21 protein-coding genes and 2 tRNA genes are annotated in these 21,169 nt (G+C 61.9%); 9 read left to right on the top strand and 14 right to left on the bottom strand.

Features of this window, described 5'->3' with window-relative positions; translation table 11 throughout:
* Positions 1–126: 126 nt before the first annotated feature.
* From HNP49_RS05010 to HNP49_RS05030, 5 genes are all read right to left on the bottom strand, one after another.
* Positions 127–3,195 (bottom strand): efflux RND transporter permease subunit, encoded by a 3,069-nt coding sequence (locus HNP49_RS05010; protein WP_184681206.1) that lies wholly within the window; start codon positions 3,193–3,195, stop codon positions 127–129.
* Complete coding sequence (locus HNP49_RS05015) at positions 3,192–4,217, bottom strand: efflux RND transporter periplasmic adaptor subunit (RefSeq protein ID WP_184681207.1); 1,026 nt, start codon at positions 4,215–4,217, stop codon at positions 3,192–3,194. The genes HNP49_RS05010 and HNP49_RS05015 overlap by 4 nt, the downstream gene beginning before the upstream one ends.
* Positions 4,218–4,300: 83 nt before the next feature.
* On the bottom strand, positions 4,301–5,080 hold the full coding sequence (locus HNP49_RS05020; RefSeq protein ID WP_184681209.1) for an ABC transporter permease: 780 nt from the start codon (positions 5,078–5,080) through the stop codon (positions 4,301–4,303).
* Positions 5,077–6,009 (bottom strand): ABC transporter ATP-binding protein, encoded by a 933-nt coding sequence (locus HNP49_RS05025; RefSeq protein WP_184681210.1) that lies wholly within the window; start codon positions 6,007–6,009, stop codon positions 5,077–5,079. The genes HNP49_RS05020 and HNP49_RS05025 overlap by 4 nt, the downstream gene beginning before the upstream one ends.
* 71 nt (positions 6,010–6,080) lie before the next feature.
* Complete coding sequence (locus HNP49_RS05030; protein ID WP_184681212.1) at positions 6,081–6,737, bottom strand: transglutaminase family protein; 657 nt, start codon at positions 6,735–6,737, stop codon at positions 6,081–6,083.
* 110 nt (positions 6,738–6,847) lie between these two features.
* Between HNP49_RS05030 and HNP49_RS05035 the strand changes: the two genes are divergently transcribed.
* Positions 6,848–7,258, top strand: a complete 411-nt coding sequence (locus tag HNP49_RS05035) for a PA2817 family protein (protein ID WP_184681214.1) — start codon at positions 6,848–6,850, stop codon at positions 7,256–7,258.
* A gap of 98 nt (positions 7,259–7,356) precedes the next feature.
* Here HNP49_RS05035 and HNP49_RS05040 read toward each other — a convergent pair.
* Positions 7,357–7,432 (bottom strand) — tRNA-Gly (locus tag HNP49_RS05040).
* 4 nt (positions 7,433–7,436) lie between these two features.
* Positions 7,437–7,512, bottom strand: a tRNA-Glu gene (locus HNP49_RS05045).
* 221 nt (positions 7,513–7,733) lie between these two features.
* Here HNP49_RS05045 and HNP49_RS05050 point away from each other — a divergent pair.
* Positions 7,734–8,504 carry a hypothetical protein gene (locus tag HNP49_RS05050; RefSeq protein WP_184681216.1) on the top strand — a complete coding sequence of 257 codons (771 nt, stop codon included), beginning with the start codon at positions 7,734–7,736 and terminating at the stop codon, positions 8,502–8,504.
* A gap of 20 nt (positions 8,505–8,524) precedes the next feature.
* On the top strand, positions 8,525–9,187 hold the full coding sequence (locus HNP49_RS05055) for a glutathione S-transferase family protein (RefSeq protein ID WP_184681218.1): 663 nt from the start codon (positions 8,525–8,527) through the stop codon (positions 9,185–9,187).
* Between the two features lie 36 nt (positions 9,188–9,223).
* Here the strand turns inward: HNP49_RS05055 and HNP49_RS05060 are convergent, their stop codons facing one another.
* A complete protein-coding gene (locus HNP49_RS05060; protein WP_184681219.1) occupies positions 9,224–10,108 on the bottom strand; it encodes an ATP-binding protein in 885 nt (294 codons plus the stop codon).
* Between the two features lie 96 nt (positions 10,109–10,204).
* Here HNP49_RS05060 and HNP49_RS05065 point away from each other — a divergent pair, with 96 nt between their 5' ends.
* On the top strand, positions 10,205–12,523 hold the full coding sequence (locus tag HNP49_RS05065; protein WP_184681221.1) for a response regulator: 2,319 nt from the start codon (positions 10,205–10,207) through the stop codon (positions 12,521–12,523).
* Here the strand turns inward: HNP49_RS05065 and HNP49_RS05070 are convergent.
* The 3 genes from HNP49_RS05070 to msrB form a co-directional block, all read right to left on the bottom strand.
* The gene (locus tag HNP49_RS05070; RefSeq protein ID WP_184681222.1) at positions 12,504–12,977 is read right to left on the bottom strand and encodes a MarR family winged helix-turn-helix transcriptional regulator; all 474 of its coding nucleotides are present in this window, start codon (positions 12,975–12,977) and stop codon (positions 12,504–12,506) included. The genes HNP49_RS05065 and HNP49_RS05070 overlap by 20 nt on opposite strands.
* Positions 12,974–13,459: a glutathione peroxidase gene (locus tag HNP49_RS05075; RefSeq protein ID WP_184681224.1), complete on the bottom strand. Its 486-nt coding sequence runs from the start codon at positions 13,457–13,459 to the stop codon at positions 12,974–12,976. The genes HNP49_RS05070 and HNP49_RS05075 overlap by 4 nt, the downstream gene beginning before the upstream one ends.
* Before the next feature lie 99 nt (positions 13,460–13,558).
* A complete protein-coding gene (msrB, locus tag HNP49_RS05080; protein WP_184681226.1) occupies positions 13,559–13,963 on the bottom strand; it encodes a peptide-methionine (R)-S-oxide reductase MsrB in 405 nt (134 codons plus the stop codon).
* Positions 13,964–14,141: 178 nt separating this feature from the next.
* Here msrB and HNP49_RS05085 point away from each other — a divergent pair, with 178 nt between their 5' ends.
* The 4 genes from HNP49_RS05085 (at position 14,142) to htpX (ending at position 17,530) form a co-directional block, all read left to right on the top strand.
* Entirely contained in the window at positions 14,142–15,353 is a 1,212-nt protein-coding gene (locus tag HNP49_RS05085; RefSeq protein ID WP_184681227.1) for a pyridoxal phosphate-dependent aminotransferase, read from the top strand.
* A 12-nt stretch (positions 15,354–15,365) separates the two neighbouring features.
* Entirely contained in the window at positions 15,366–16,109 is a 744-nt protein-coding gene (locus HNP49_RS05090; protein ID WP_184681229.1) for an SDR family NAD(P)-dependent oxidoreductase, read from the top strand.
* 11 nt (positions 16,110–16,120) lie between these two features.
* Positions 16,121–16,567 carry a hypothetical protein gene (locus HNP49_RS05095; protein ID WP_184681231.1) on the top strand — a complete coding sequence of 149 codons (447 nt, stop codon included), beginning with the start codon at positions 16,121–16,123 and terminating at the stop codon, positions 16,565–16,567.
* A 90-nt stretch (positions 16,568–16,657) separates the two neighbouring features.
* A complete protein-coding gene (gene htpX, locus HNP49_RS05100) occupies positions 16,658–17,530 on the top strand; it encodes a protease HtpX (protein ID WP_184681233.1) in 873 nt (290 codons plus the stop codon).
* Positions 17,531–17,558: 28 nt separating this feature from the next.
* Here htpX and HNP49_RS05105 read toward each other — a convergent pair whose 3' ends face one another.
* Positions 17,559–18,233, bottom strand: coding sequence for a thiopurine S-methyltransferase (locus tag HNP49_RS05105; protein ID WP_184682488.1), 675 nt, complete (start codon positions 18,231–18,233; stop codon positions 17,559–17,561).
* A gap of 128 nt (positions 18,234–18,361) precedes the next feature.
* Between HNP49_RS05105 and HNP49_RS05110 the strand changes: the two genes are divergently transcribed.
* The gene (locus HNP49_RS05110) at positions 18,362–19,129 is read left to right on the top strand and encodes a dioxygenase (protein ID WP_184681235.1); all 768 of its coding nucleotides are present in this window, start codon (positions 18,362–18,364) and stop codon (positions 19,127–19,129) included.
* 59 nt (positions 19,130–19,188) lie between these two features.
* Here the strand turns inward: HNP49_RS05110 and HNP49_RS05115 are convergent, their stop codons facing one another.
* The gene (locus HNP49_RS05115) at positions 19,189–20,118 is read right to left on the bottom strand and encodes an electron transfer flavoprotein subunit alpha/FixB family protein (RefSeq protein WP_184681237.1); all 930 of its coding nucleotides are present in this window, start codon (positions 20,116–20,118) and stop codon (positions 19,189–19,191) included.
* Entirely contained in the window at positions 20,118–20,867 is a 750-nt protein-coding gene (locus HNP49_RS05120; RefSeq protein ID WP_184681239.1) for an electron transfer flavoprotein subunit beta/FixA family protein, read from the bottom strand. The genes HNP49_RS05115 and HNP49_RS05120 overlap by 1 nt, the downstream gene beginning before the upstream one ends.
* Between the last annotated feature and the right edge of the window lie 302 nt (positions 20,868–21,169).

Here is a 21,169-nt window from a genome sequence, read left to right on the forward strand (position 1 = left end):
TCCCTGGATAAAACGCTTCATCGGCATTCCCCACTGATTTGAATCCATCAAATCACAGCAAGGTCGATGCCAGCGTTTTTACACAGCCTGGGCCGCTAGCCGCCCCAGGTACAGCCCTCAAACGACCTAACTCAACCCCACCTCGCCCTGCTCCACTTTGATCGGTTTCCAGCGCCGCAGCAGGCTGTAGAGCGTCGGCACCACGAACAGGGTGAAGAAGGTGCCGAGCAGCAGGCCGCCGACGATCACCATGCCGATCTGCTGGCGGCTCTCCGCGCCCGCGCCAGTGGCGATGGCCAGCGGCAGCGAGCCGAGCACCATGGCGCCGGTGGTCATCAGGATCGGGCGCAGGCGTTGCAGGGAAGCCTCCAGCACCGCCTCCTGCAGCGCCTTGCCTTCGCGCAGCAGGTGATTGGCGAACTCGACGATGAGGATGCCGTGCTTGGTGATCAGGCCGATCAGGGTCACCAGGCCGACCTGCGAATAGATGTTCAGCGTGCCACCGAACAACTGCAGTGCCAGTAGAGCGCCAGCCATCGACAGCGGGACGCTGAAGAGGATGATCAGCGGATCGAGGAAGCTCTCGAACTGCGCGGCCAGCACCAGGAAGATGAACACCAGGGCAAGGGCGAAGATCAGCGCCACGCCACTGCCGGAATCCTTGAAGTCCCGCGAGATGCCGGTGTAATCGAACTGGGTGTCGGCCGGGAAGATCGCACGCGCCTTGTCTTCCAGATGCTCCAGCGCTTCGCCGAGGGTGTAGCCGGAGCCGACGTTGGCGGTCACCGTCACCGCGCGCAGCTGGTTGAAGTGGTTGAGCTCGCGGGGCGCCACGGTTTCGCGCACCTCGATCAGGTTCGACAGCTGCACCATGCTGTCATCGCGCCCGCGCACGTAGATGCGGTTGAGGTCCTGCGGGTTGCTGCGATCGACCCCGGCCAGCTGCACCAGCACGTCGTACTGCTCGCCATTCTGCTTGAAGCGCGTCACCTGACGGCTGCCGAACAGGCTCTCCAGACTGCGACCGATGGTGGCGACATCGCTGCCCACCACCACCGCCTGCTCGCGGTTGACGCTGATCTTGAGCTGCGGCGTATTCAGCTTGAGGTCGGTATCCAGGCTCTCCAGCCCCGGATAGCCGCGCACCTCGGCCAGCAGCTTGTCGACGTACTGTTGCAGCTCGGCATATTCCAGCGAGGAGCGGATGACGAAGTTCACCGGCTGGCTACGGGCACTCTGCCCCAGCGGCGGACGGTTGATGGGAAAAGCGCGCACGCCGGGAATGTCCTGCAGTTTGGGCAGCAGCTCGTCGCGGATCTCGAACTGGCTGCGCTCGCGCTTGTCCCAGTCCTCCAGCTTCATGAACGACAGGCCCTGGGCCACCGTGGGGAAACCGACGATGACCATGTAGCGGTTGGTTTCCGGAATCGCCGCATAGGCCGCTTCCAGTTGCTCGGCATAACGGCTGGTGTACGCCAGGGTGGCGCCATCCGGGCCGTTGATGGAGCCGACGATGGTGCCGGTATCCTCGGTCGGCGCCAGTTCGCTGCGCAGGTTGGCAAACAGCACGGCGCACAGCACGAGAATTCCCGCCAACAGCGCCAGCACCAGCCACCAGGCCTGCAGCACGCGTCGCAGCATACGGCCATAGGCCAGGGTCAGGCGTTCGAGCACCTGCTCAATGGCCACATAGGCCCGCCCATGGCTGGCCGCGGCGCGGTGGGGTTTGAGCAGATAGGCGCACATCATCGGCGACAGCGTCAGGGCGACAAAGCCGGAAACCAGCACCGCACCGGCCAGGGTCCAGGCGAATTCGGTGAACAGTTTGCCCGAGGTGCCCTGCATGAAGCCGATTGGCGCATACACCGCGGCCAGGGTCAGGGTCATGGCGATCACCGCGAAGGCGATCTCGCGGCTGCCGGTGAAGGCTGCCTGCAGCGGCGCCATGCCGCGCTCGATATGACGGTGGATGTTTTCCAGCACGACGATGGCGTCATCCACCACCAGGCCGATGGCCAGGACCATGGCCAGCAGTGTCAGGTTGTTGATGGAAAAGCCCATCAGCGCCATCAGCGCGCAGGCACCGATCAGCGACACCGGTATGGTCACCAGCGGAATCAGGGTGGCGCGCAGCGAACGGAGGAACAGGAAGATGATCAGCACCACCAGCAACACCGCTTCCCAGATGGTGCTGTAAACGTTGCCGATCGACTCGCGGATGAACAGCGAGTTGTCGTTGGCCACGGCCATCTGCATGCCGTCCGGCAGCAGGCTGCGGATTTCCGGCAACGCCGCCTCAAGACCGGCGGAAATATCCAGCGGGTTCGCGGTGGCCTGCTTGACCAGCCCCACCGCCACCGCCGAACGGCCCTTGAAGCGCACCAGGGTGCGCTCGTCGGCGGCGCCCAGCTCGGCGTAGCCGACATCGGCCAGTCGCAGCAGGTAGCCGCGCGAATCGTCGAGGATCAGCTGGTTGAACTGCTCGGCAGTCTGCAGATCGGTTTCCGACAGCACGGAAAATTCGCGCTGCTGCGACTCGATACGCCCGGCCGGAATCTCTACGTTCTGCCGGCGCAGCGCGGCTTCGATGTCCTGCACGGTCAGGTCATGGGCGGCCAGCTTTTCCGGATCCAGCCAGATGCGCATGGCATAGGTGCGCGCGCCACGGATCTGCACCTCGGACACGCCGGGAATGGTCTGCAGGCGATCCTGCACCACCCGTTCGAGCACATCGGTAATGGCCATGGCCGACAGCTGCTCGCTGTAGAAGGCCAGCCAGATCACCGGCTGCGCATCGGCCTCGACCTTCTGCACCAGCGGTTCGCGGATTTCTTCCGGCAACAGCGCACGCACGCGACCGAGGCGGTCACGCACGTCGTTGGCGGCTTCGTCGGCATTGGTGTCCAAGCGGAACTGGGCCGTGATCTGGGTGTTTTCCGCCCGGCTGATAGAACTGACGAAATCCAGGCCTTCGATGCCCGACAGCACATCCTCGATTGGCTGGGCGACCTGGGACTCCATGATTTCCGGGCTGGCGCCGGGGTAGATGACGTTAACCGTGACGATCGGCACGTCGATGTTGGGGTACTCGCGCACGGTCAGGCGCTGGTAGGCCAGAAGGCCGAGCAGGACGATGATCAGCGACAGGACACTGGCAAAGACCGGACGACGGATGCAGATATCCGACAGGGTCATGCGCCCTGCCCCCGCGGCACGCTGCGCACCTCGCGTCCGGGCACGACCTTCTGCCAGCCGGCACTGATCACCGTTTCACCACCCTGAAGGCCCTCGACCACCTCGGCCCAGCCGTTCAGACGCTGGCCGATGCGGATCACCCGCCGCTCGACCTTGCCTGCCACCAGCAGATTGATCATCAGTTGCTGGCCCATGGGCATGATCGCCTCCTCGGGGATCAGCAGAGCCTGGGGACGTTCAGCAAGAATGACCGAGACCTTGACGAACTGGCCGGGCTTAAGCCGCTGATCGCGGTTGGCCACCTGGGCGCGAATCGCCTGGCTGCGGCCCACTTCATCCAGCCGAGGATTGAGGGCAATGATCTCGCCTTGGAAGCGCTCATTGGGGTAGGCATCCAGGCTCAACTCGATACGCTGCTGCAGGCGCACCTGGCTGACTGCCTTCTGCGGCACGCGGAAGTCGACCTTGAGCGGGTCCAGCACTTCCAGGTTGACGATATTGTCACCGGCGCTCAGGTAATCGCCGACGCTGACCTGGCGCAAGCCCAGCACACCGTCATAGGGCGCGCGGATCAGGGTCTTGTCCAGGCGCGCCTGAGCCAGGGCCAGGCTGGCGCGAGCGGCCTGCTGCTGCGACTGCGCCTCATCGAGAGCCTGAGCATTACTGGCTCCGCGCTTGAACAGCAGCTGGGCGCGCTGGAAGCTCTTTTCCGCCAGATCGAGGTTAGCCCGCGCCTGCGCCAACTCGGCACGGGCAATCGAATCATCCAGGCTGACCAGCAAGGCGCCGCCCTTGACCGCCATGCCCTCCTGAAAGTGCAGGGCCGCCACCCGCCCTTCAACCTCCGGGCGAATCAGGGTCGACTCATCCGAGCGCAGCGAGCCAAAGGTCACCAGTTCGTCACGCACCAGCCGCTGCTCGGGCTGCACCACCTCGACCAGTGGCGCCAGTTCGGCCTGAGCAGAACTGAACGGTGCCAGCAAAAAGAGCAGCAGCAGAATGACGGAGCGGCAGACGGACATGGGTAAACCTCGGCACAGGGCAGACCGGCAAGTCTACCGCCAGTCGGGCCCGCCGCCGACCATCGGAGATGTAACCCGGTGTATTACTGACGCATGCCCCGCCCGCTTTTCAGCAGGTTGATACACACACCGTAGAGCAGTGCCGCCGCCACCAGCATGGACGCCATCGCCCAGCCGATATTGATATCGGAAAACCCGAGAATGCCGTAACGGAAAGCATTGACCATGTGCAGGATGGGGTTGGCCATCGACACCTTCTGCCAGAACTCGGGCAGCAGCGTGATCGAGTAGAACACCCCGCCCAGGTAGGTCAGCGGCGTCAGCACGAAGGTCGGGATGATCGAGATATCGTCGAAGCTGCGGGCGAACACCGCGTTGATGAAACCGCCCATGGAGAAGATGGTCGCCGTCAGCAGCATCACCAGCACGGTCACGCCCAGGTGATGCACCTGCAACTTGGTGAAGAACAGCGACAGCAGCGTGACGATGAACGCCACCGCCAGGCCGCGCAGCACGCCACCCACCAGATAGCCCACCAGAATGGTATGCGGCGACACCGGAGACACCAGCAGCTCCTCGATATTGCGCTGGAACTTGCTGCTGTAGAAGCTCGACACCACGTTGCCGTAGGAGTTGGTGATCACCGACATCATGATCAGCCCCGGCACGATGAACTCCATATAGCTGAACTGGCCGACACCACCGACCTGGCTGCCGATCAGCCGGCCGAAGATGACGAAATACAACGCCATGGTGATCGCCGGGGGCAGCAGCGTCTGCGGCCAGATGCGGGTGAAACGGCGCACCTCGCGGATCACGATGGTTTGCAGGGCAATCAGGTTGGAACGCAGCTCGGGACTCATTTCGCCACCTTGGCCAGGTTTTTCTCGACCAGGGAAACGAACAGTTCCTCCAGGCGGTTGCTCTTGTTGCGCAGGCTCAGCACCTCGACCTTCTGCGCCGCCAGTTGGCGGAACAGCTCGGTAATGCCCAGGCTCTTCTCGACCTGCACTTCCAGGGTCTGCGCATCGACCAGCTGGCTCGGGTAGCCATTGAGCTGCGGCGCCACCAGTTGCGCCTCCTTGAGGTCCAGCAGAAAGGTCTCCACATGCAGGGTCTTGAGCAGCGCCTTCATGCTGGTGTTCTCGACGATGCGGCCGTGATCGATGATGCCGATATTGCGGCAGAGCTGCTCGGCCTCTTCCAGGTAATGGGTGGTGAGAATGATGGTGATGCCCTTGTCGTTGAGCTCGCTGAGAAAGCTCCACATCGAGCGGCGCAGCTCGATGTCCACGCCGGCGGTGGGCTCGTCGAGAATCAGCAGGCGCGGCTCGTGGATCAGCGCCCGGGCGATCATCAGGCGGCGCTTCATGCCGCCGGAGAGCATCCGTGCCGGCACATCGCGCTTGTCCCACAGGCCCAGCTGCTGCAAGTATTGCTCGGCGCGCTGGCGCGCCAGCTTGAGGGGAATGCCGTAGTAGCCGGCCTGGGTCACGACAATGTCGAAGACCTTCTCGAACTGGCTGAAATTGAACTCCTGCGGCACCACGCCGAGGCAGCGCTTGAGGGCATAGGGGTCCCGGTCGAGATCATGGCCGAACACGCTGACCGAGCCGCTGCTCTTGTTGACCAGTGTGGAAATGATGCCGATGGTGGTGGACTTGCCGGCACCGTTGGGGCCGAGCAGCGCAAAGAAATCGCCCTCGGCCACTTCCAGATCGATGCCATCGAGGGCCTTGAAGCCATTGGCGTAGGTTTTGGTCAGCTGACGAATACTGAGGGCGGCGCTCATACAGGACTACTTGGCTGGCAGGGAGATAGGCCTAGATAAGGCCAGTCCCCGCCAATTGCAAGGCCGCCCCCTCAGCCAAGCGCCACCTCGGCCTGCAAATCCCCGCTCAGGAGGGCCGCTCCCTCACTGAACAGATGCGGATAGACCTTGGCCAGATGCGCAAAGAACAGGTCTACCGGCAAATCGGCGAACTGGCCGTGGTCACACAGGTACTCCATGTAGCGTTCGCCGCTGGCGTTATAAGGATGAAAGACGCTGTCCTGGCGGCCATCGAATTCCAGCGGTGCCACCTTGAAAGCCTTGCACAGCGCAGCGTTGAACGCCGGCGTGGCCTTGACCCAGCGTCCGTCCAGATACAGTTCGGTATAGCCATGCATGGCGAACACTTCGCTGCGTAGCAGTTCCAGCAGGCGCGGCGACGACAGGTGATTACGCACATCGGCCAGCCCGATGCGCGCCGGGATGCCACAGTGACGAGCGCAAGCGGCAAGCAGCAGCGCCTTGGGCACGCAATAGCTCTCTCCAGCCTGCAGCGCGTGGCTGGCCTTCAGCGTTTCGCGCTCGGCACTGAAGCTGTAAGGGTTGTAGCGAATCTGATCACGCACCGCGAGGTACAGGGCGACCGCCTGCTCGCGCGGACTACCCGTGCCACGCCAACGCTCGGCAAAGGCGACGACCGCCGGGTGATCACTGTCGATGAAGCTGGCGGGTTGCAGATAGTCATGCATGCAGGCGTCCTCCGTGTCGTCAGTCTATGCCGAGGAGGCGGCCAGACCAGCAGGCATACCGGCCAGATGGCAGGTATACTCCGCCACCGTTTTCAGCCCGGAGCCCCGTCATGGTCAACGCCCACCTCAATTACCACCTGGCCCTGCTCGCCCACCTGCGTGGCATCCTGCAAGCCCTGGGCGAAGCTGAACAGGTCGCCGACGATACCCATGCCCTGTTTCTCGAGCGCTATGACGAGCTGCTCAGCGAACTGCCGCGCGACATGGAAAACAGCCTTTACCTGGGCCAGGACCTGATTCGCCAGATTTTCCACCGCTACCCGCAGATCGCCCACCTGGTACCGCGTGACCTGCTGTGGTTCTTTGGTGGCGACTGCCTGCACTTCATGCCGGACGAGGAAATCGAGCTGTACCAGCAACTGGACGAGCGCCGCTATGCCGCCGCCGAAGCCGGCGAGCCCTTCGACTGGGCGCAGGAGAAGCAATTGCTGGCCCTACCGGAGCAGAGCCCCAAGCACTGACCAGCCGCTACCCAAGAGCCCGCACCCGCGGGCTTTTTTAGGTCTGGTTTTTACGGACAAACAAAAACGCCGCTCAATGAGCGGCGTTTTTGTGAATTTGGAGCGGGAAACGAGACTCGAACTCGCGACCCCGACCTTGGCAAGGTCGTGCTCTACCAACTGAGCTATTCCCGCAAACTGGCGTCCCCTAGGGGACTCGAACCCCTGTTACCGCCGTGAAAGGGCGGTGTCCTAGGCCACTAGACGAAGGGGACGCGGCCCGGAACTTACAACAGCTTTTCCGGCTCCCTCAGCTGGCTTCGTGAAGTTCGCTGCGGGAGTGGCGCGCATTCTATGGATGCCTCAAAAGGTCGTCAACCCCTAATCTAAAATTTTTTTAAATCAACGACTTCCAACGTTTATCAAGGCGGGCCTATGAGCCAGAAAGACAACACACTACACTCCGAAGAAACATAAAAGCGCGGGAGCAAGCCTGGTGTCACCACTTCTGATAACCGTACTCATCGTTGCCGGCATTGTTGTCCTCGGCCTGATTGCCTTTATCAATCACAGCCTGGAAGCCGGCAAGCTGGAGCGCGCCCGGCAGAAGGCCGAGCTGACCGACCGCATCCGTCGCTGCAGCAACTTGTCCGAAAGCATGCCCGGACAGTTCATGACCCCGCCCCTCAAGCAACTGCTCAACCGTCTAGAAATGCAGCTATCGATCAACCTGAACAAGGTCGACCGCAGCAACCCACAACTGAGCGGACGGATTCAGGACCTGCGCACGCAGATCGCCATGGGCGAGGCGGTGCCGATTCGCAATCCCGCCCAGCCGGTACAGAACGAAGCCCAGGCCAAGGAAGTGCGCTTCCAGCTGGAAGCACTGCACGCCATTCTCAGTCACGCACAGCAGGAAGCACTGCTACCGCCACAGGAAGCCAAGCAGTGGGCCGGCGAGATCCGTCACATGCTGGTCATGCTGCATTGCGAGTTCTTCAACAACCAGGGCCAGCAGAACCTGCAACAAGGCCAGGCACGCCAGGCTCGACTGGCCTTCGAGCGTGGCGTGCAATACCTGCGCAAACAACCGGATATCAAGCGCTACGAGCAGCAGCTCAAGCAGCTGGAAACCCAACTGGCTCGCGCCAACGCCATGGTGCTCGAGACCGCGCAACCGGTCGCGGATGAGCCGAGCGAACTGGGTGAAGGCCTGAAGACGCTGGACGAAGAAGACACCTGGAAAAAGAAGAACATCTACGACTGACCGTCGCCAAGGAAATCTGCATGAGCCTGATCGTCTACGGAGCCCCACTCTCGCCGTTCGTGCGCAAGGTGCGCCTGTGCCTGCTGGAAAAGGACCTGCCCTATCAGCTGGAGATCGTCACGCCCTTCGGCCAGCCCGACTGGTACCGCGAGATCAACCCACTGGGCCGCATCCCGGCTCTGCGTGACGGTGAGTTGACCCTGGCTGACTCCAGCGTGATCTGCCAGTACCTGGAAGACAAGCACCCGGAGCAGGCCGCCCTGTATGGCAGTGAACCGGCCCACAGCGCTCAGATTCGCTGGCTGGAAAAATATGCCGACTACGAACTGGCGCCACTGTGCACCTTCACGGTCTTTCGCAACCGCGTGCTCAAGCCAACCATGGGCAAGAGCAGTGACGAAGCCAGCATTGCAATGGCGCTCAACGACAAGCTGCCACCCCACTTCGACTACCTGGAGCAGCAACTGGGTAACAAGGAGTACTTCGTCGACGGGCAGCTGAGCATGGCCGACCTGGCCCTGGCCTGCCAACTGGTCAACATGGAACATGGCGGCGAGCAGCTCGACGCTAACCGCTGGCCGGCTCTGGCTGCGCATTACGCGCGCATGAAGGCCCGCACGAGCCTGCAAAGCGTGCTGCCAGGCGAGCAACGCACCGTCGCCAAGCTCTGTGGTCAGGCGTGATTCAACGGGGACGAAAGCCCCCGTCAACCCGCTTCACTACCGATCCAGCAGCGCCCGCCCTACCCAGCTTCTGGCGAACTGACTGGCGCAACGGCCGTTGCGGTTGCCGCGGCCACCAGCCCAGCGGATGGCTTCCAACTCCAGCGCACGCCCCCACTCCCAAGCCAGACCGGCTGCGGCCGCATAATGCTGCAGCCAATGGCGAACCACCGCCAGGTACTGATCCTGAGTAAAGGGATAGAAGGACAGCCACAGCCCAAAGCGATCCGACAGGGCCACCTTGTCCTCTACCGCCTCACTGGGGTGCACTTCGCCCTCCACGGTCTGCCAGTGCTGATTGTCACTCTGCCGCTCTGGCAAAAGGTGCCGGCGATTTGAGGTGGCATACAGCAGCACGTTGTCCGGTGCCTGTTCCAGCGAGCCATCCAACACACTCTTGAGCTGGCGGTAGTCCCCCTCGCCCGCCTCGAACGACAGATCATCACAGAACAGCACGAAGCGCTGCGACAACCCGGCCAGACCCTCCACTATCCGCGGCAGATCGGCCAAATGATCACGCTCGATCTCGATCAGGCGCAGGCCCTGTCCGGCATACTCGGCCAGCAAGGCCCGCACCAGCGATGACTTGCCGGTGCCACGCGCGCCCCAGAGCAAGGCATGGTTGGCCGGCAGCCCCTGCAGGAACTGCCGGGTATTCCCAGCCAGCTGTGCGACCTGACGTTCCACCCCACACAGATCACTGATGCGCAACTGCAAATTGACCTGCAGCGCCTGCAGGCGCCCCTGACGCCCATCCCTCTGCCAGCGCGCCGCCAGGCACTGCTGCCAGTCGATACTGGCAGCCGGCGACGGCAGCCAGTTTTCAAGGCGCGCCAGCAAACCTTCGGCACGTGTCAGCAGCGGGCCCAATGATTCGTCCATTTCACTCTCTCTCACTACATGGCGTGACAGACTCGCTGCCGTTCAGCGGCAACGATCGGCTATGCTTTAGCAGCATTCTCTCAAGGCACCGTGCCGATGGTCATTCCTTTAAGTAATCGTCTGTCCTACAAACAGGCACGCCTGACCGTGGTGGTGGCCTTCATTCTCGGCACGCTGCTGAGCCTGGTACAGGTCAGCATCGATTATGCCAACGAAGATGCCTCGATCAATCGCGAAATCCACGCCCTGCAGCAGATCAGCCACAACCCCGCCGCACGCATCGCCTACAACATCGACAGCGAACTGGCTCAGGAACTGCTGCTTGGCTTGCTGCAATCGCCTTCGGTGATCCGCGCCGAGATCATTGACAGTTCCGGCGGCACCCTGGCCTCGGTCAGCCGCCCACGCATCGACAGCCGCTACCGGGTATTCAGCGACTTCCTGTTTCGTGACAGCCGCATCTTCGAAGATCCGCTTTTTGTCAGCCATGCTCCCGACGAGCCCCTTGGCGTATTGCGTCTGGAGGTCGACACCTACCCCTATGGCGCAACCTTCCTCAGCCGCGCGGCGCTGACTATGGTTTCAGGCTTCGTGCGCAGCCTGCTGCTGTCAATCCTGCTGCTGGTGCTGTTCTATTACACCCTGACCAAACCCCTGGTCAGCCTGATTCATGCCCTCAGCGAACGCGACGAGAAAAGCAGCAAGCGCACGCCGGTCGCCTGCCCCAGTGGCCACGAGAAAGATGAGATCGGCGTGCTGGTGACGGTCACCAACCATCAGCTGGAAAGCGTCAGCAAGGAAGTCGATCAGCGCCGCGAGGCTGAGAACCGCCTGACCGAGTACCTTGGCGAGCTGGAAAACATCGTCTCGGCGCGCACCGCTGAGCTCAAGGCCGCCAACAACCGCCTGCTGCAATCCAACGCCGACCTTGACCAGGCCCGCGAGCAGGCCCTGCATACGGCCCAGCTGCGCTCGGCCTTCCTGGCCAACATGAGCCATGAAATCCGTACTCCGCTCAACGGCCTGCTGGGAATGGTCGCCCTGGCCAGTGACGGCCCGCTCAACGATGAACAGCGTGAACAGCTGAGCGTGGCCCGCGAGTCGGGCAAGGTCCTGATGGACCTGCTCAACGACATCCTCGACCTGTCCAAGTTCGAGGCCGGCGAGCTGCAGCTCGAAAACATTCCCTTCGACCTGGCCAGCCTTGGCGAGGAGTGCGCCACCCTGCTCTCGCAGAATGCCGCCAGCGGTGTAGAGCTCAGCTGTCTGATCAGCCCACAGCTACCGACACAACTGCTGGGCGATCCGACGCGGGTTCGCCAGATCATCAACAACCTGCTGTCCAATGCCCTGAAGTTCACCCGCCAAGGGCAGGTGACCCTGGAGCTGCGCATGAATGCCCGGCAGGTCGAGATCGAGCTGTGCGACACCGGCATCGGCATTGCCGAGGACGCCATGCAGCGCATCTTCCAACCCTTCGTCCAGGCGGCCCCCGGCATCACCCGCCAATATGGCGGCACCGGCCTTGGCCTGGCGCTGACCCGCCGCCTGTGTGAAGCCATGCATGGCGAACTGCTGGTGCAATCGACCCTGCATCAGGGCAGCCGCTTCTGCGCGCGCTTACCCCTCCCGGTGCACACACCAGCCGCCGCATTGCCGCAACTGCAAGGCAGCGTATTCGCCCTGTGCCCTGACAGCAGTGGCCTGCAGCGTCAGCTGAGCCTGTGGCTGCCAGCCCTTGGCCTGCGCTATGAGCACAGCGCCCACCTGCCCGAGTCGATGCCGGACTGCGATCTGCTGATCTGCAACACCCCCGAACAGCTTGTCGCACTGCGCGAAAAAACCAGTACGCCACTGATCCTGGTCAGCAGCTATGGTCACTTCCTCAGCCAAACGGCCAGCAGTACCCTTGCCCCGCTGCAGCAGATCGCCCAGCCGCTAACCCGGCAGACGCTGCTCAGTCAGCTGCGTGAACACGTGCTACATCAGCCCAGGCTGCAGGTGGTCAATGAGCAGCAGGCGCCGCTGCAGCACGCCGACATCCTGCTCGTCGAAGACAATCCGGTGAACCAGATGGTGGCCAAGGGCATGCTGCTCAAGCTCGGCTGCCGCGTGAGCCTGGCAGAGAACGGCGAAGAAGCCCTGCAGCAGCTGGCCCAGCAGCGCCCCGACCTGATCCTGATGGACTGCAACATGCCGATCATGGATGGCTACGAGGCCACCCTGCGCATTCGCCAAGATAGCCGCTGGGCCGATCTGCCGATCATCGCACTCACAGCGAACGCCCTCGCCGATGAGCGCGAGCGCTGCCTGCAACTTGGCATGAACGACTACCTGGCCAAGCCGTTTCGCCGCGAGGACCTGATCAGCACACTGCGGCGCTGGTTGCCGCCAACTAGCGGCAACCAGGCGTGAGCCGGAGAAACTGCCCAAGCAGTTGATCGAGCTGCTGGCGCAGGGCGGATGGCTCCTCGCCATCCAGCCCGGCGCCCCCGATCAGTTGCTGGCGCAGCGGCAATACCCGCTCGCGCAACTGCACCCCAGCGGGTGTTAACTGCAGACAGACTTCACGTTCATCGACCTGCGAGCGCTGGCGCAGCAGCAACCCCTGCTGCTGCAGACGCTTGAGCAATGGGGTCAACGTGCCGGAGTCGAGCATCAGACGCTCGCCCAACGCCTTGACCGTCGCCTGCGCCGGTGGCTGCTGCTGCCACTCCCACAGCACCAGCATGGCCAGGTACTGCGGATAGGTCAGGCCGAGCGCATCGAGCATCGGCCGGTAGCCACGGATGATCGCCCGCGAGGCGGCATACAGCTTGAAGCACAGCTGGTGATCCAGCTGCAGCTGAGGATCCAGCCCCTGGTTCATTTGAGCAGTGCTTCAATCTCGGCAGTCAGCTCTTCCGGCTTGGTGGTGGGCGCAAACCGCTTGACCACCTTGCCATCGGCGCCGATCAGGAACTTGGTGAAGTTCCACTTGATGCCCTGACTACCGAGCAGGCCCGGAGCGCGCTGTTTCAGCTGGACAAACAGCGGATGGGCATCGCTGCCATTGACGTCGACCTTCTTGAACAGCGGAAAGCTGACGCCGAAGTTCAGCTCGCAGAACTCGGAAATGGCCCCTTCGTTGCCGGGCTCCTGCTTACCAAACTGGTTGCAAGGAAAGCCCAGCACCACCAGCCCCTTGTCCTTGTAGTCCTGCCACAGGGTTTCAAGGCCCTTGTACTGCGGGGTAAAGCCGCATTTGCTGGCGGTATTGACCACCAGCACGGCCTTGCCACCGAAGTCGGCAAGGGTCTTCTGTTCACCCTTGATGGTGGTGCAGGGGATGTCGAGCAGTTGGTCGGTCACGGTGAAATCCTCGGTATGCGGATAAATGTTGGCGCGACTTTAATGCCCAATTAGATTGCGCGCAATCTAATTTCCTAAAATCACACACTCAATAACACCTCACGACGCCTGATCGCGCGGGCGCAGCTTAAGTGCCACCGAGTTGATGCAGTAGCGCAAGCCGGTCGGCCGCGGCCCATCGGGAAAGACATGCCCGAGATGGGCATCGCAGCGGGCACAGAGCACCTCGACGCGCTGCATGCCGTGGCTGCTGTCCTCTTTCTCGCTGATCGCCGCCGCACTGACCGGCTGGAAATAGCTCGGCCAGCCACTGCCTGAATCGTACTTGGCATCCGAATCGAACAAGGCTGCGCCGCAGCAGGCACAGTGATAGGTGCCCGGCGTCTTGGTGGCGTAATACTCGCCACTGAACGGGTGCTCGGTGCCTTTCAGCCGGCAGACCTGAAACTGCGTGGGCGACAGCTCCTCGCGCCAGCTCTCCAGCGGTTTGTCCAGTTTGTCCACAATCACACCTCCACTGCCGAAAAATGCCACCGCGTACCTTTTCCCTGCCTGCCCCCGCACGTATCATGCGGGCTCTTTTTCACCGCCCGTCTGGTTGCTGCAAACGGGGCAGCCAGGGTGCATGGATTCATGCAGTTCGCCGAAATTACTGGCGGCTCACCTTGGGATATACAGGATCATGCAGGTCAGCAAATCGAACAAGCTCGCCAACGTCTGCTATGACATTCGCGGGCCGGTGCTCAAGCACGCCAAACGCCTGGAAGAGGAAGGCCAACGCATCCTCAAGCTGAATATCGGCAACCCAGCGCCGTTCGGTTTCGAAGCCCCGGAGGAGATTCTCCAGGACGTGATCCGCAACCTGCCCACCGCCCAGGGCTACAGCGACTCCAAAGGTCTGTTCAGCGCACGCAAGGCGGTGATGCAGTACTACCAGCAGAAGCAGGTGGAAGGCGTTGGCATCGAGGACATCTACCTCGGCAACGGCGTGTCCGAGCTGATCGTCATGGCCCTGCAGGCGCTGCTCAACAACGGCGATGAAGTGCTGATCCCCGCACCTGATTACCCGCTGTGGACCGCCTCCGTGGCCCTGGCCGGCGGCAAGCCGGTGCATTACCTGTGCGACGAGCAGGCTGGCTGGTTCCCGGATATCGCCGACATGCGCGCCAAGATCACACCGAACACCAAGGCACTGGTGCTGATCAACCCGAACAACCCCACCGGCGCGGTGTATTCCAAGGAAGTGCTGTTGGATATCGTCGAGCTGGCACGCCAGCACAATCTGGTGCTGTTCTCCGACGAGATCTACGACAAGATCCTCTACGACGACGCCGTGCACATCTGCACCGCCTCGCTGGCCCCGGACGTGCTGTGCCTGACCTTCAACGGCCTGTCCAAGTCCTACCGCGTGGCGGGTTTCCGCTCTGGCTGGGTGGCCATTTCCGGGCCCAAGCACAAGGCGCAGAGCTACATCGAAGGACTGGATATCCTGGCCAACATGCGCCTGTGCGCCAACGTACCGAGCCAGCACGCCATCCAGACCGCGCTGGGCGGCTACCAGAGCATCAACGATCTGGTGCTGCCCAATGGGCGCCTGCTGGAGCAGCGCAACCGCACTTGGGAGCTGCTCAACGACATCCCCGGGGTCAGCTGCGTCAAGCCCATGGGCGCACTGTACGCCTTCCCCAAGATCGACCCCAAGGTCTGCCCGATCCACAACGACGAAAAATTCGTGCTCGATCTGCTGCTCTCCGAGAAGCTGCTGATCGTCCAGGGAACGGCCTTCAACTGGCCATGGCCTGATCACTTCCGCGTCGTCACCCTGCCCCGCGTGGATGATCTGGAGCAGGCCATCGGCCGCATCGGCAACTTCCTCAAGTCCTACCGCCAATAAGAGGCCATCGCCATGGACAGGGCCAAGCGTTACCTGCTGACCGGCGCCAGCTCGGGCATCGGCGCGCAACTGGCTCGCGAGCTGGCCAGCCAGGGCTATGACCTGGCTCTGGCGGCGCGTCGTACCGACAGCCTGCAGGCATTGGCCAGCGAACTGCAGTCACGCCATGGCCGCAAGGTGGTGGTACTGCCGCTGGACGTCACCGACTACGACGCCTGCGCCGATGTCGTCGGCCTAGCTGCCAATGCCCTCGGCGGCCTCGACGGCATCATTGCCAATGCCGGTATCGCCCTTGCCGGCAAAGCGGGCGGCGGGCATTTCGAACGCATTCGCCTGACCCTGGAAACCAATCTGCTGGGGGCCATCGCCTGCCTGGAGGCCGCCGCCGTGCTGTTCCGCCAGCAGGGCCACGGTCACTTGGTTGGCATTGCTTCGGTGGCAGGCAAGCGCGGCCTGCCGCGTAGCCTGGGCTATTCGGCGAGCAAAGCCGGACTGATCGCCTACATGGAATCGCTGGCCGCCGAATTCCACGGCAAGCCGATCGACACTACCCTGCTGCTACCAGGGTTCATCGATACGCCGCTGAACGAAGACATGGCTAAGCGCCCCTTCCTGATAAGCGTCGAGCGCGGCGCCCAGCTGATTGCCAGGCATATCGATCGCCGCAGTCGCAGCGCCTATGTGCCCGGCTGGCCCTGGGCCCTGCTCGGACGCCTGCTGCCTTATCTGCCCAGCGCCTGGCTGGCCCGTTTTTGAGTACTGCCGCGATGGACCTGCAGATTGATGACTTCTACCACGATTGCGCGGCCGGGCTGCTCAACCTGTACCTGGCCTTCCCGCGCAAGGTAGCGCTGTACATCGAGGACCTGATCGGCCGCGAGGAGCCTGACGAGTTCGGCCTGCCCAGCAAGCGCCATCAGAGTTGCCTGGGCGCCCTGCTGTGGCTGGCCGATGAAGGTTATCTGCGCTACGAGAGCACCATCCATTACGAAGCCCTGGACCAGGCTACACTGACCGAAAAAGGCTTCGTCCGCCTGACCCGTTACATCCCCACCCTGGTCAGTGATGCCTGCCTCACGCCAAGTATTCGCCGCCAGCAGGGCACTCTCGCCCACCACCTGCGCCAAGCCCTGCACAACCGCGACAGCGAACAGGTCGCACGCCTGACCCGCCTGGTACTGGATCAGCGCAGCCCCGCCAGCGACATAGCTTGAAATAGTCTGCGCTTGAAGCGTTGGCGTTGCCGCCCTTATATACACGCCCATGACTATTCCGTTTTCTGCAGTTAGGAGTTCGACCCAACCATGATGCGCATCGCCCTGTTCATCGGCACCAACCTGGCGGTTCTGTTGATCGCCAGCCTCACGCTCAAGCTACTCGGCGTTGATCGGTTCACCGGCCAGAACTACGGCAGCCTGCTGGTTTACTGCGCCGTGTTCGGCTTTGCCGGCTCGCTGATTTCGCTGTTCATCTCCAAGTGGATGGCGAAGATGAGCACCGGCACCGAAATCATCAGCCAGCCACGCACCCGCCACGAGCAGTGGTTGCTGCAGACCGTCGAAGAACTGGCCCGCGATGCCGGCATCAAGATGCCTGAAGTGGGTATCTTCCCTGCCTACGAGGCCAACGCCTTCGCTACTGGCTGGAACAAGAACGATGCCCTGGTAGCCGTCAGCCAGGGCCTGCTGGAGCGCTTCTCGCCCGACGAAGTGAAAGCCGTACTGGCCCACGAAATCGGCCACGTAGCCAATGGCGACATGGTCACCCTGGCCCTGATTCAGGGGGTGGTGAACACCTTTGTCATGTTCTTCGCACGCATCTTCGGCAACTTCGTCGACAAGGTCATCCTGAAGAACGAGGAAGGCCCGGGCATTGGCTACTTCGTCGCAACCATCTTCGCCGAACTGGTACTGGGCATCCTGGCCAGCATCATCGTCATGTGGTTCTCGCGTAAGCGCGAATTCAAGGCCGACGAAGCGGGCGCCCGCCTGGCAAGCACCGCCTCGATGATCGGCGCTCTGCAACGCCTGCGTGCCGAGCAAGGCGTACCGGTGAATATGCCCAGCAGCATGACTGCCTTCGGCATCAATGGCGGTCTGAAGAACGGCCTGGCCGGCCTGCTGATGACCCACCCGCCGCTGGAAGACCGCATCGAAGCACTGCGCCGCCTGGCATAAGCCAATCGGCAACAAGCAAAAGCCGCCTTTAAAGGCGGCTTTTCTTTTCGCGGCGGGAAAGGCTGAAAACCGACTCATCCAGACGCGTCAGCCCGCGCTGGAGAAATCTCCAGTTCTCGCCCAGCACATCCTCCCGCGCCAGCAGATGCACATCCCAGCCATCAGCATAAAACGCCTGCACTTGCTCAGCAGGCACCGCAAAGGGCGGCCCATTCATCTGCTCCTGCGGATAATCCAGCGTCACCAGCAGGCCACGACAGACCTGCGGCAAAATCGCCTGCAAATGAGCCGCATAGCGCTGACGCATGTCCAGTGGCAGTGCGATCAGTGCCGCCCGATCGTAGAACAGATGGCATTGCGCTACATCGGCGGCCGTCAGGGCAAAGAAGTCGCCGCACCAGAGTTCAATGGCATCCGCACGAAAACGCACGAAAGCACCCTGCTCTTCAATCTGCGGCTGCAATCCCTGCTCTGCAAAGAAGTCCTCAATCGCCTTGCGTGACAGCTCAACACCCAGCACCTGCAGCTCCTGAGCCGCTAGCCAGCGCAGATCGAGAGTCTTGCCACACAGCGGCACCAACACCCGCTCGCCAGGCTGCACTGACAACTGTGGCCAGTAGCGCAGCAGGTAGGGATTCACCTCATACAGGTGAAAACCGATTTCATCGCGCGCCCAGCGCGCCTGCCAGAAGTCCTCGTGCAACACGCACCTCCTCTTGAACCACCCACCTGCCTGAAAACATCGAATAAAGCGATTAATCCGGCGCAAAAATGCCGTTATTAAAACGATACCAACGGCACGACAATAGCCTCAACGCGAAGGAGGCCATCATGCTACCCAGCCTGTTCATTTCCCACGGTGCACCGCTGCTTGCCCTGCAACCCGAAGCCACTGGACCGGCACTGCGTCAACTCGCAGACAGTCTGCCACGCCCAGAACTGATCCTGATCGTGTCGGCACATTGGCAGAGCCAGGCATTGCAAATCAGCAGCGCCGCGCAGCCTGACACCTGGCATGACTTTTATGGTTTCCCCCAGCCCCTCTACCAACTGCGCTACCCGGCGCCAGGCGCTCCAGGGCAGGCCCGCGTAATCGCCGAACACCTGGGCAATGCGGGATACCCCACTCAGCTCAATGCACAGCAGCCACGTGATCATGGCGTCTGGGTGCCCATGCTGCTGATGTACCCACAGGCGGATATTCCGGTCCTGCAACTGTCACTCCCCTATTCCGCCACACCGGAGTGGCTGATCGGGCTCGGACTGGCGCTCAAAGACCTGCGCACCAAGGGCGTATTAGTGATTGGCTCAGGTAGCCTGACCCACAATCTGGCGGAACTGGACTGGCAGGCCGGAAAGGATAATGTGGCCGACTGGGCAGCCAGTTTCTGCCAATGGCTGCTTGCCCGGCTTGAGAGCAACGACAGCGGGGCACTGCAAGACTATCGCCGCCTGGCGCCGCACGCCGTGCGCAACCATCCTACCGACGAACACCTGCTACCACTATTCTTCGCCTACGGCGCCGGCGGTGCCATGCATCCCGTGCATCAGGGTTTCAGCTATGGCGCCCTAGCCATGGACATCCTGCGCTTCGATTGAAGTCGTAAACAAAAAGCCCGCTCAGAGAGCGGGCTTTTTGCTGGAATGGAAACGCTGGATCAGACCAGGTTTTCCAGCTCCGGTACGGCTTCGAACAGGTCAGCCACCAGGCCGTAATCAGCCACCTGGAAGATCGGGGCTTCTTCGTCCTTGTTGATAGCAACGATGACCTTGGAGTCTTTCATACCGGCCAGGTGCTGGATGGCACCGGAGATGCCCACAGCCACGTAGAGCTGCGGAGCAACGATCTTACCGGTCTGACCAACCTGCATGTCGTTCGGTACGAAACCGGCGTCGACGGCGGCACGGGAAGCACCAACAGCAGCACCGAGCTTGTCGGCCAGGCTGTACAGCAGCTTGAAGTTGTCGCCATTCTGCATGCCACGGCCGCCGGAAACGACGATCTTGGCAGCAGTCAGTTCCGGACGGTCGGACTTGGCCAGCTCTTCGCCAACGAAAGCCGACTTGCCGGCATCGCCAGCACCGGAAACCTGCTCAACAGCAGCCGAACCACCTTCAGCAGCAGCGGCGTCAAAGCCGGTGCCACGAACGGTGATGACCTTGACCGCAGCCGAGGACTGCACGGTAGCGATGGCGTTACCGGCATAGATCGGACGCTTGAAGGTGTCAGCGCTTTCTACAGCAATGATTTCGGAGATCTGGTCAACGTCCAGCAGTGCAGCAACGCGCGGCAGGAAGTTCTTGCCATTGGTGGTGGCAGCAGCCAGTACGTGGCTGTAACCCTTGCCCAGTTCGGCAACCAGGGGAGCAACGTTCTCCGGCAGTTGGTTGGCGTAGGCAGCGTTGTCAGCAACCAGAACCTTGGATACGCCGGCTACCTTGGCAGCAGCTTCGGCAACTGCGCCGCAACCAGTACCGACCACCAGAACGTGGATGTCGCCACCGATTTTCTGGGCTGCGGTCACGGTGTTGAGGGTGGCAGCGCCCAGGGTAGCGTTATTGTGTTCAGCAACAACCAGGATAGCCATCAGATTACCTTCGCCTCGTTCTTCAGTTTCTCGACCAGTTCAGCCACGGACTTGACCTTGATGCCGGCGCTGCGGGCAGCCGGAGCTTCCACTTTCAGGGTCTTGACGGAAGAAGCGGTGGAAACACCCAGAGCGTCCGGGGTAACCACATCCAGCGGCTTCTTCTTGGCTTTCATGATGTTCGGCAGAGATGCGTAGCGCGGCTCGTTCAAACGCAGGTCGGTGGTGACGATTGCCGGCAGGCTCAGGGCAACAGTCTGCAGACCGCCGTCGATTTCACGGGTCACGTTAACCTTGTCGCCAGCCACTTCCACCTTGGAGGCGAAAGTGCCTTGCGGCATGCCGGTCAGCGCACCGAGCATCTGACCAGTCTGATTGTTATCGCTGTCGATGGCTTGCTTGCCCATCACAACCAGTTGCGGTTGCTCTTTATCGACAACGGCCTTGAGCAGCTTGGCCACGGCGAGGGAGTTCAGCTCCTCGTTCGACTCGACCAGGATAGCGCGGTCAGCACCCAGAGCCAGCGCGGTACGCAGTTGCTCCTGGGCAGTGTTCGGGCCGATGGAAACCACGACGATCTCAGTCGCAACACCCTTTTCCTTCAGACGAACTGCTTCTTCCACGGCGATTTCGCAGAAGGGGTTCATCGACATCTTGACGTTGGCGAGGTCGACGCCGGAGTTGTCCGCCTTGACGCGAACCTTGACGTTGTAGTCGACCACTCGTTTGACAGCTACAAGAACCTTCATGGATTCCTCGTTACTCTCCGGTGAATATAAGGGTGTCGCCTAGGCGAACCTGGCCGGTGATGCATGTCGGCCGGGACCGACGAGCTCAAAAATAGGGAGCGCAAAACCGCCCGTATCTTGACCGTAACAGGGGTTACGGTCAATACGAAGACGCCCGCAGGCAAGCGTCCGCGCGGGCATATTACCAGCCTCGGAAAAAATTCAAACAAACGTTTGTATTGGACCTAGACTTGCCTATAGATATAATGCTGCGGCTCGGGCTAGGGAACGCCAGGGCTCACCCTAAGAAAAGCACAGATTAG

This window comes from Pseudomonas fluvialis, from assembly GCF_014207935.1.
In the GTDB taxonomy this organism is placed as follows: domain Bacteria; phylum Pseudomonadota; class Gammaproteobacteria; order Pseudomonadales; family Pseudomonadaceae; genus Aquipseudomonas; species Aquipseudomonas fluvialis_A.

What these genes read in the sequence shown, in the direction of transcription:
- HNP49_RS05020 (WP_184681209.1), bottom strand. Translation starts at nt 5,080, where the DNA reads ATGAGTCCCGAGCTGCGTTCCAACCTGATTGCCCTGCAAACCATCGTG.
- HNP49_RS05060 (WP_184681219.1), bottom strand. Translation starts at nt 10,108, where the DNA reads ATGGACGAATCATTGGGCCCGCTGCTGACACGTGCCGAAGGTTTGCTG.
- HNP49_RS05055 (WP_184681218.1), top strand. Translation starts at nt 8,525, where the DNA reads ATGAGCCTGATCGTCTACGGAGCCCCACTCTCGCCGTTCGTGCGCAAG.
- HNP49_RS05010 (WP_184681206.1), bottom strand. Translation starts at nt 3,195, where the DNA reads ATGACCCTGTCGGATATCTGCATCCGTCGTCCGGTCTTTGCCAGTGTC.
- HNP49_RS05120 (WP_184681239.1), bottom strand. Translation starts at nt 20,867, where the DNA reads ATGAAGGTTCTTGTAGCTGTCAAACGAGTGGTCGACTACAACGTCAAG.
- HNP49_RS05095 (WP_184681231.1), top strand. Translation starts at nt 16,121, where the DNA reads ATGGACCTGCAGATTGATGACTTCTACCACGATTGCGCGGCCGGGCTG.
- HNP49_RS05035 (WP_184681214.1), top strand. Translation starts at nt 6,848, where the DNA reads ATGGTCAACGCCCACCTCAATTACCACCTGGCCCTGCTCGCCCACCTG.
- htpX (WP_184681233.1), top strand. Translation starts at nt 16,658, where the DNA reads ATGATGCGCATCGCCCTGTTCATCGGCACCAACCTGGCGGTTCTGTTG.
- HNP49_RS05030 (WP_184681212.1), bottom strand. Translation starts at nt 6,737, where the DNA reads ATGCATGACTATCTGCAACCCGCCAGCTTCATCGACAGTGATCACCCG.
- HNP49_RS05065 (WP_184681221.1), top strand. Translation starts at nt 10,205, where the DNA reads ATGGTCATTCCTTTAAGTAATCGTCTGTCCTACAAACAGGCACGCCTG.
- HNP49_RS05085 (WP_184681227.1), top strand. Translation starts at nt 14,142, where the DNA reads ATGCAGGTCAGCAAATCGAACAAGCTCGCCAACGTCTGCTATGACATT.
- HNP49_RS05025 (WP_184681210.1), bottom strand. Translation starts at nt 6,009, where the DNA reads ATGAGCGCCGCCCTCAGTATTCGTCAGCTGACCAAAACCTACGCCAAT.
- HNP49_RS05070 (WP_184681222.1), bottom strand. Translation starts at nt 12,977, where the DNA reads ATGAACCAGGGGCTGGATCCTCAGCTGCAGCTGGATCACCAGCTGTGC.
- HNP49_RS05110 (WP_184681235.1), top strand. Translation starts at nt 18,362, where the DNA reads ATGCTACCCAGCCTGTTCATTTCCCACGGTGCACCGCTGCTTGCCCTG.
- HNP49_RS05115 (WP_184681237.1), bottom strand. Translation starts at nt 20,118, where the DNA reads ATGGCTATCCTGGTTGTTGCTGAACACAATAACGCTACCCTGGGCGCT.
- HNP49_RS05015 (WP_184681207.1), bottom strand. Translation starts at nt 4,217, where the DNA reads ATGTCCGTCTGCCGCTCCGTCATTCTGCTGCTGCTCTTTTTGCTGGCA.
- HNP49_RS05090 (WP_184681229.1), top strand. Translation starts at nt 15,366, where the DNA reads ATGGACAGGGCCAAGCGTTACCTGCTGACCGGCGCCAGCTCGGGCATC.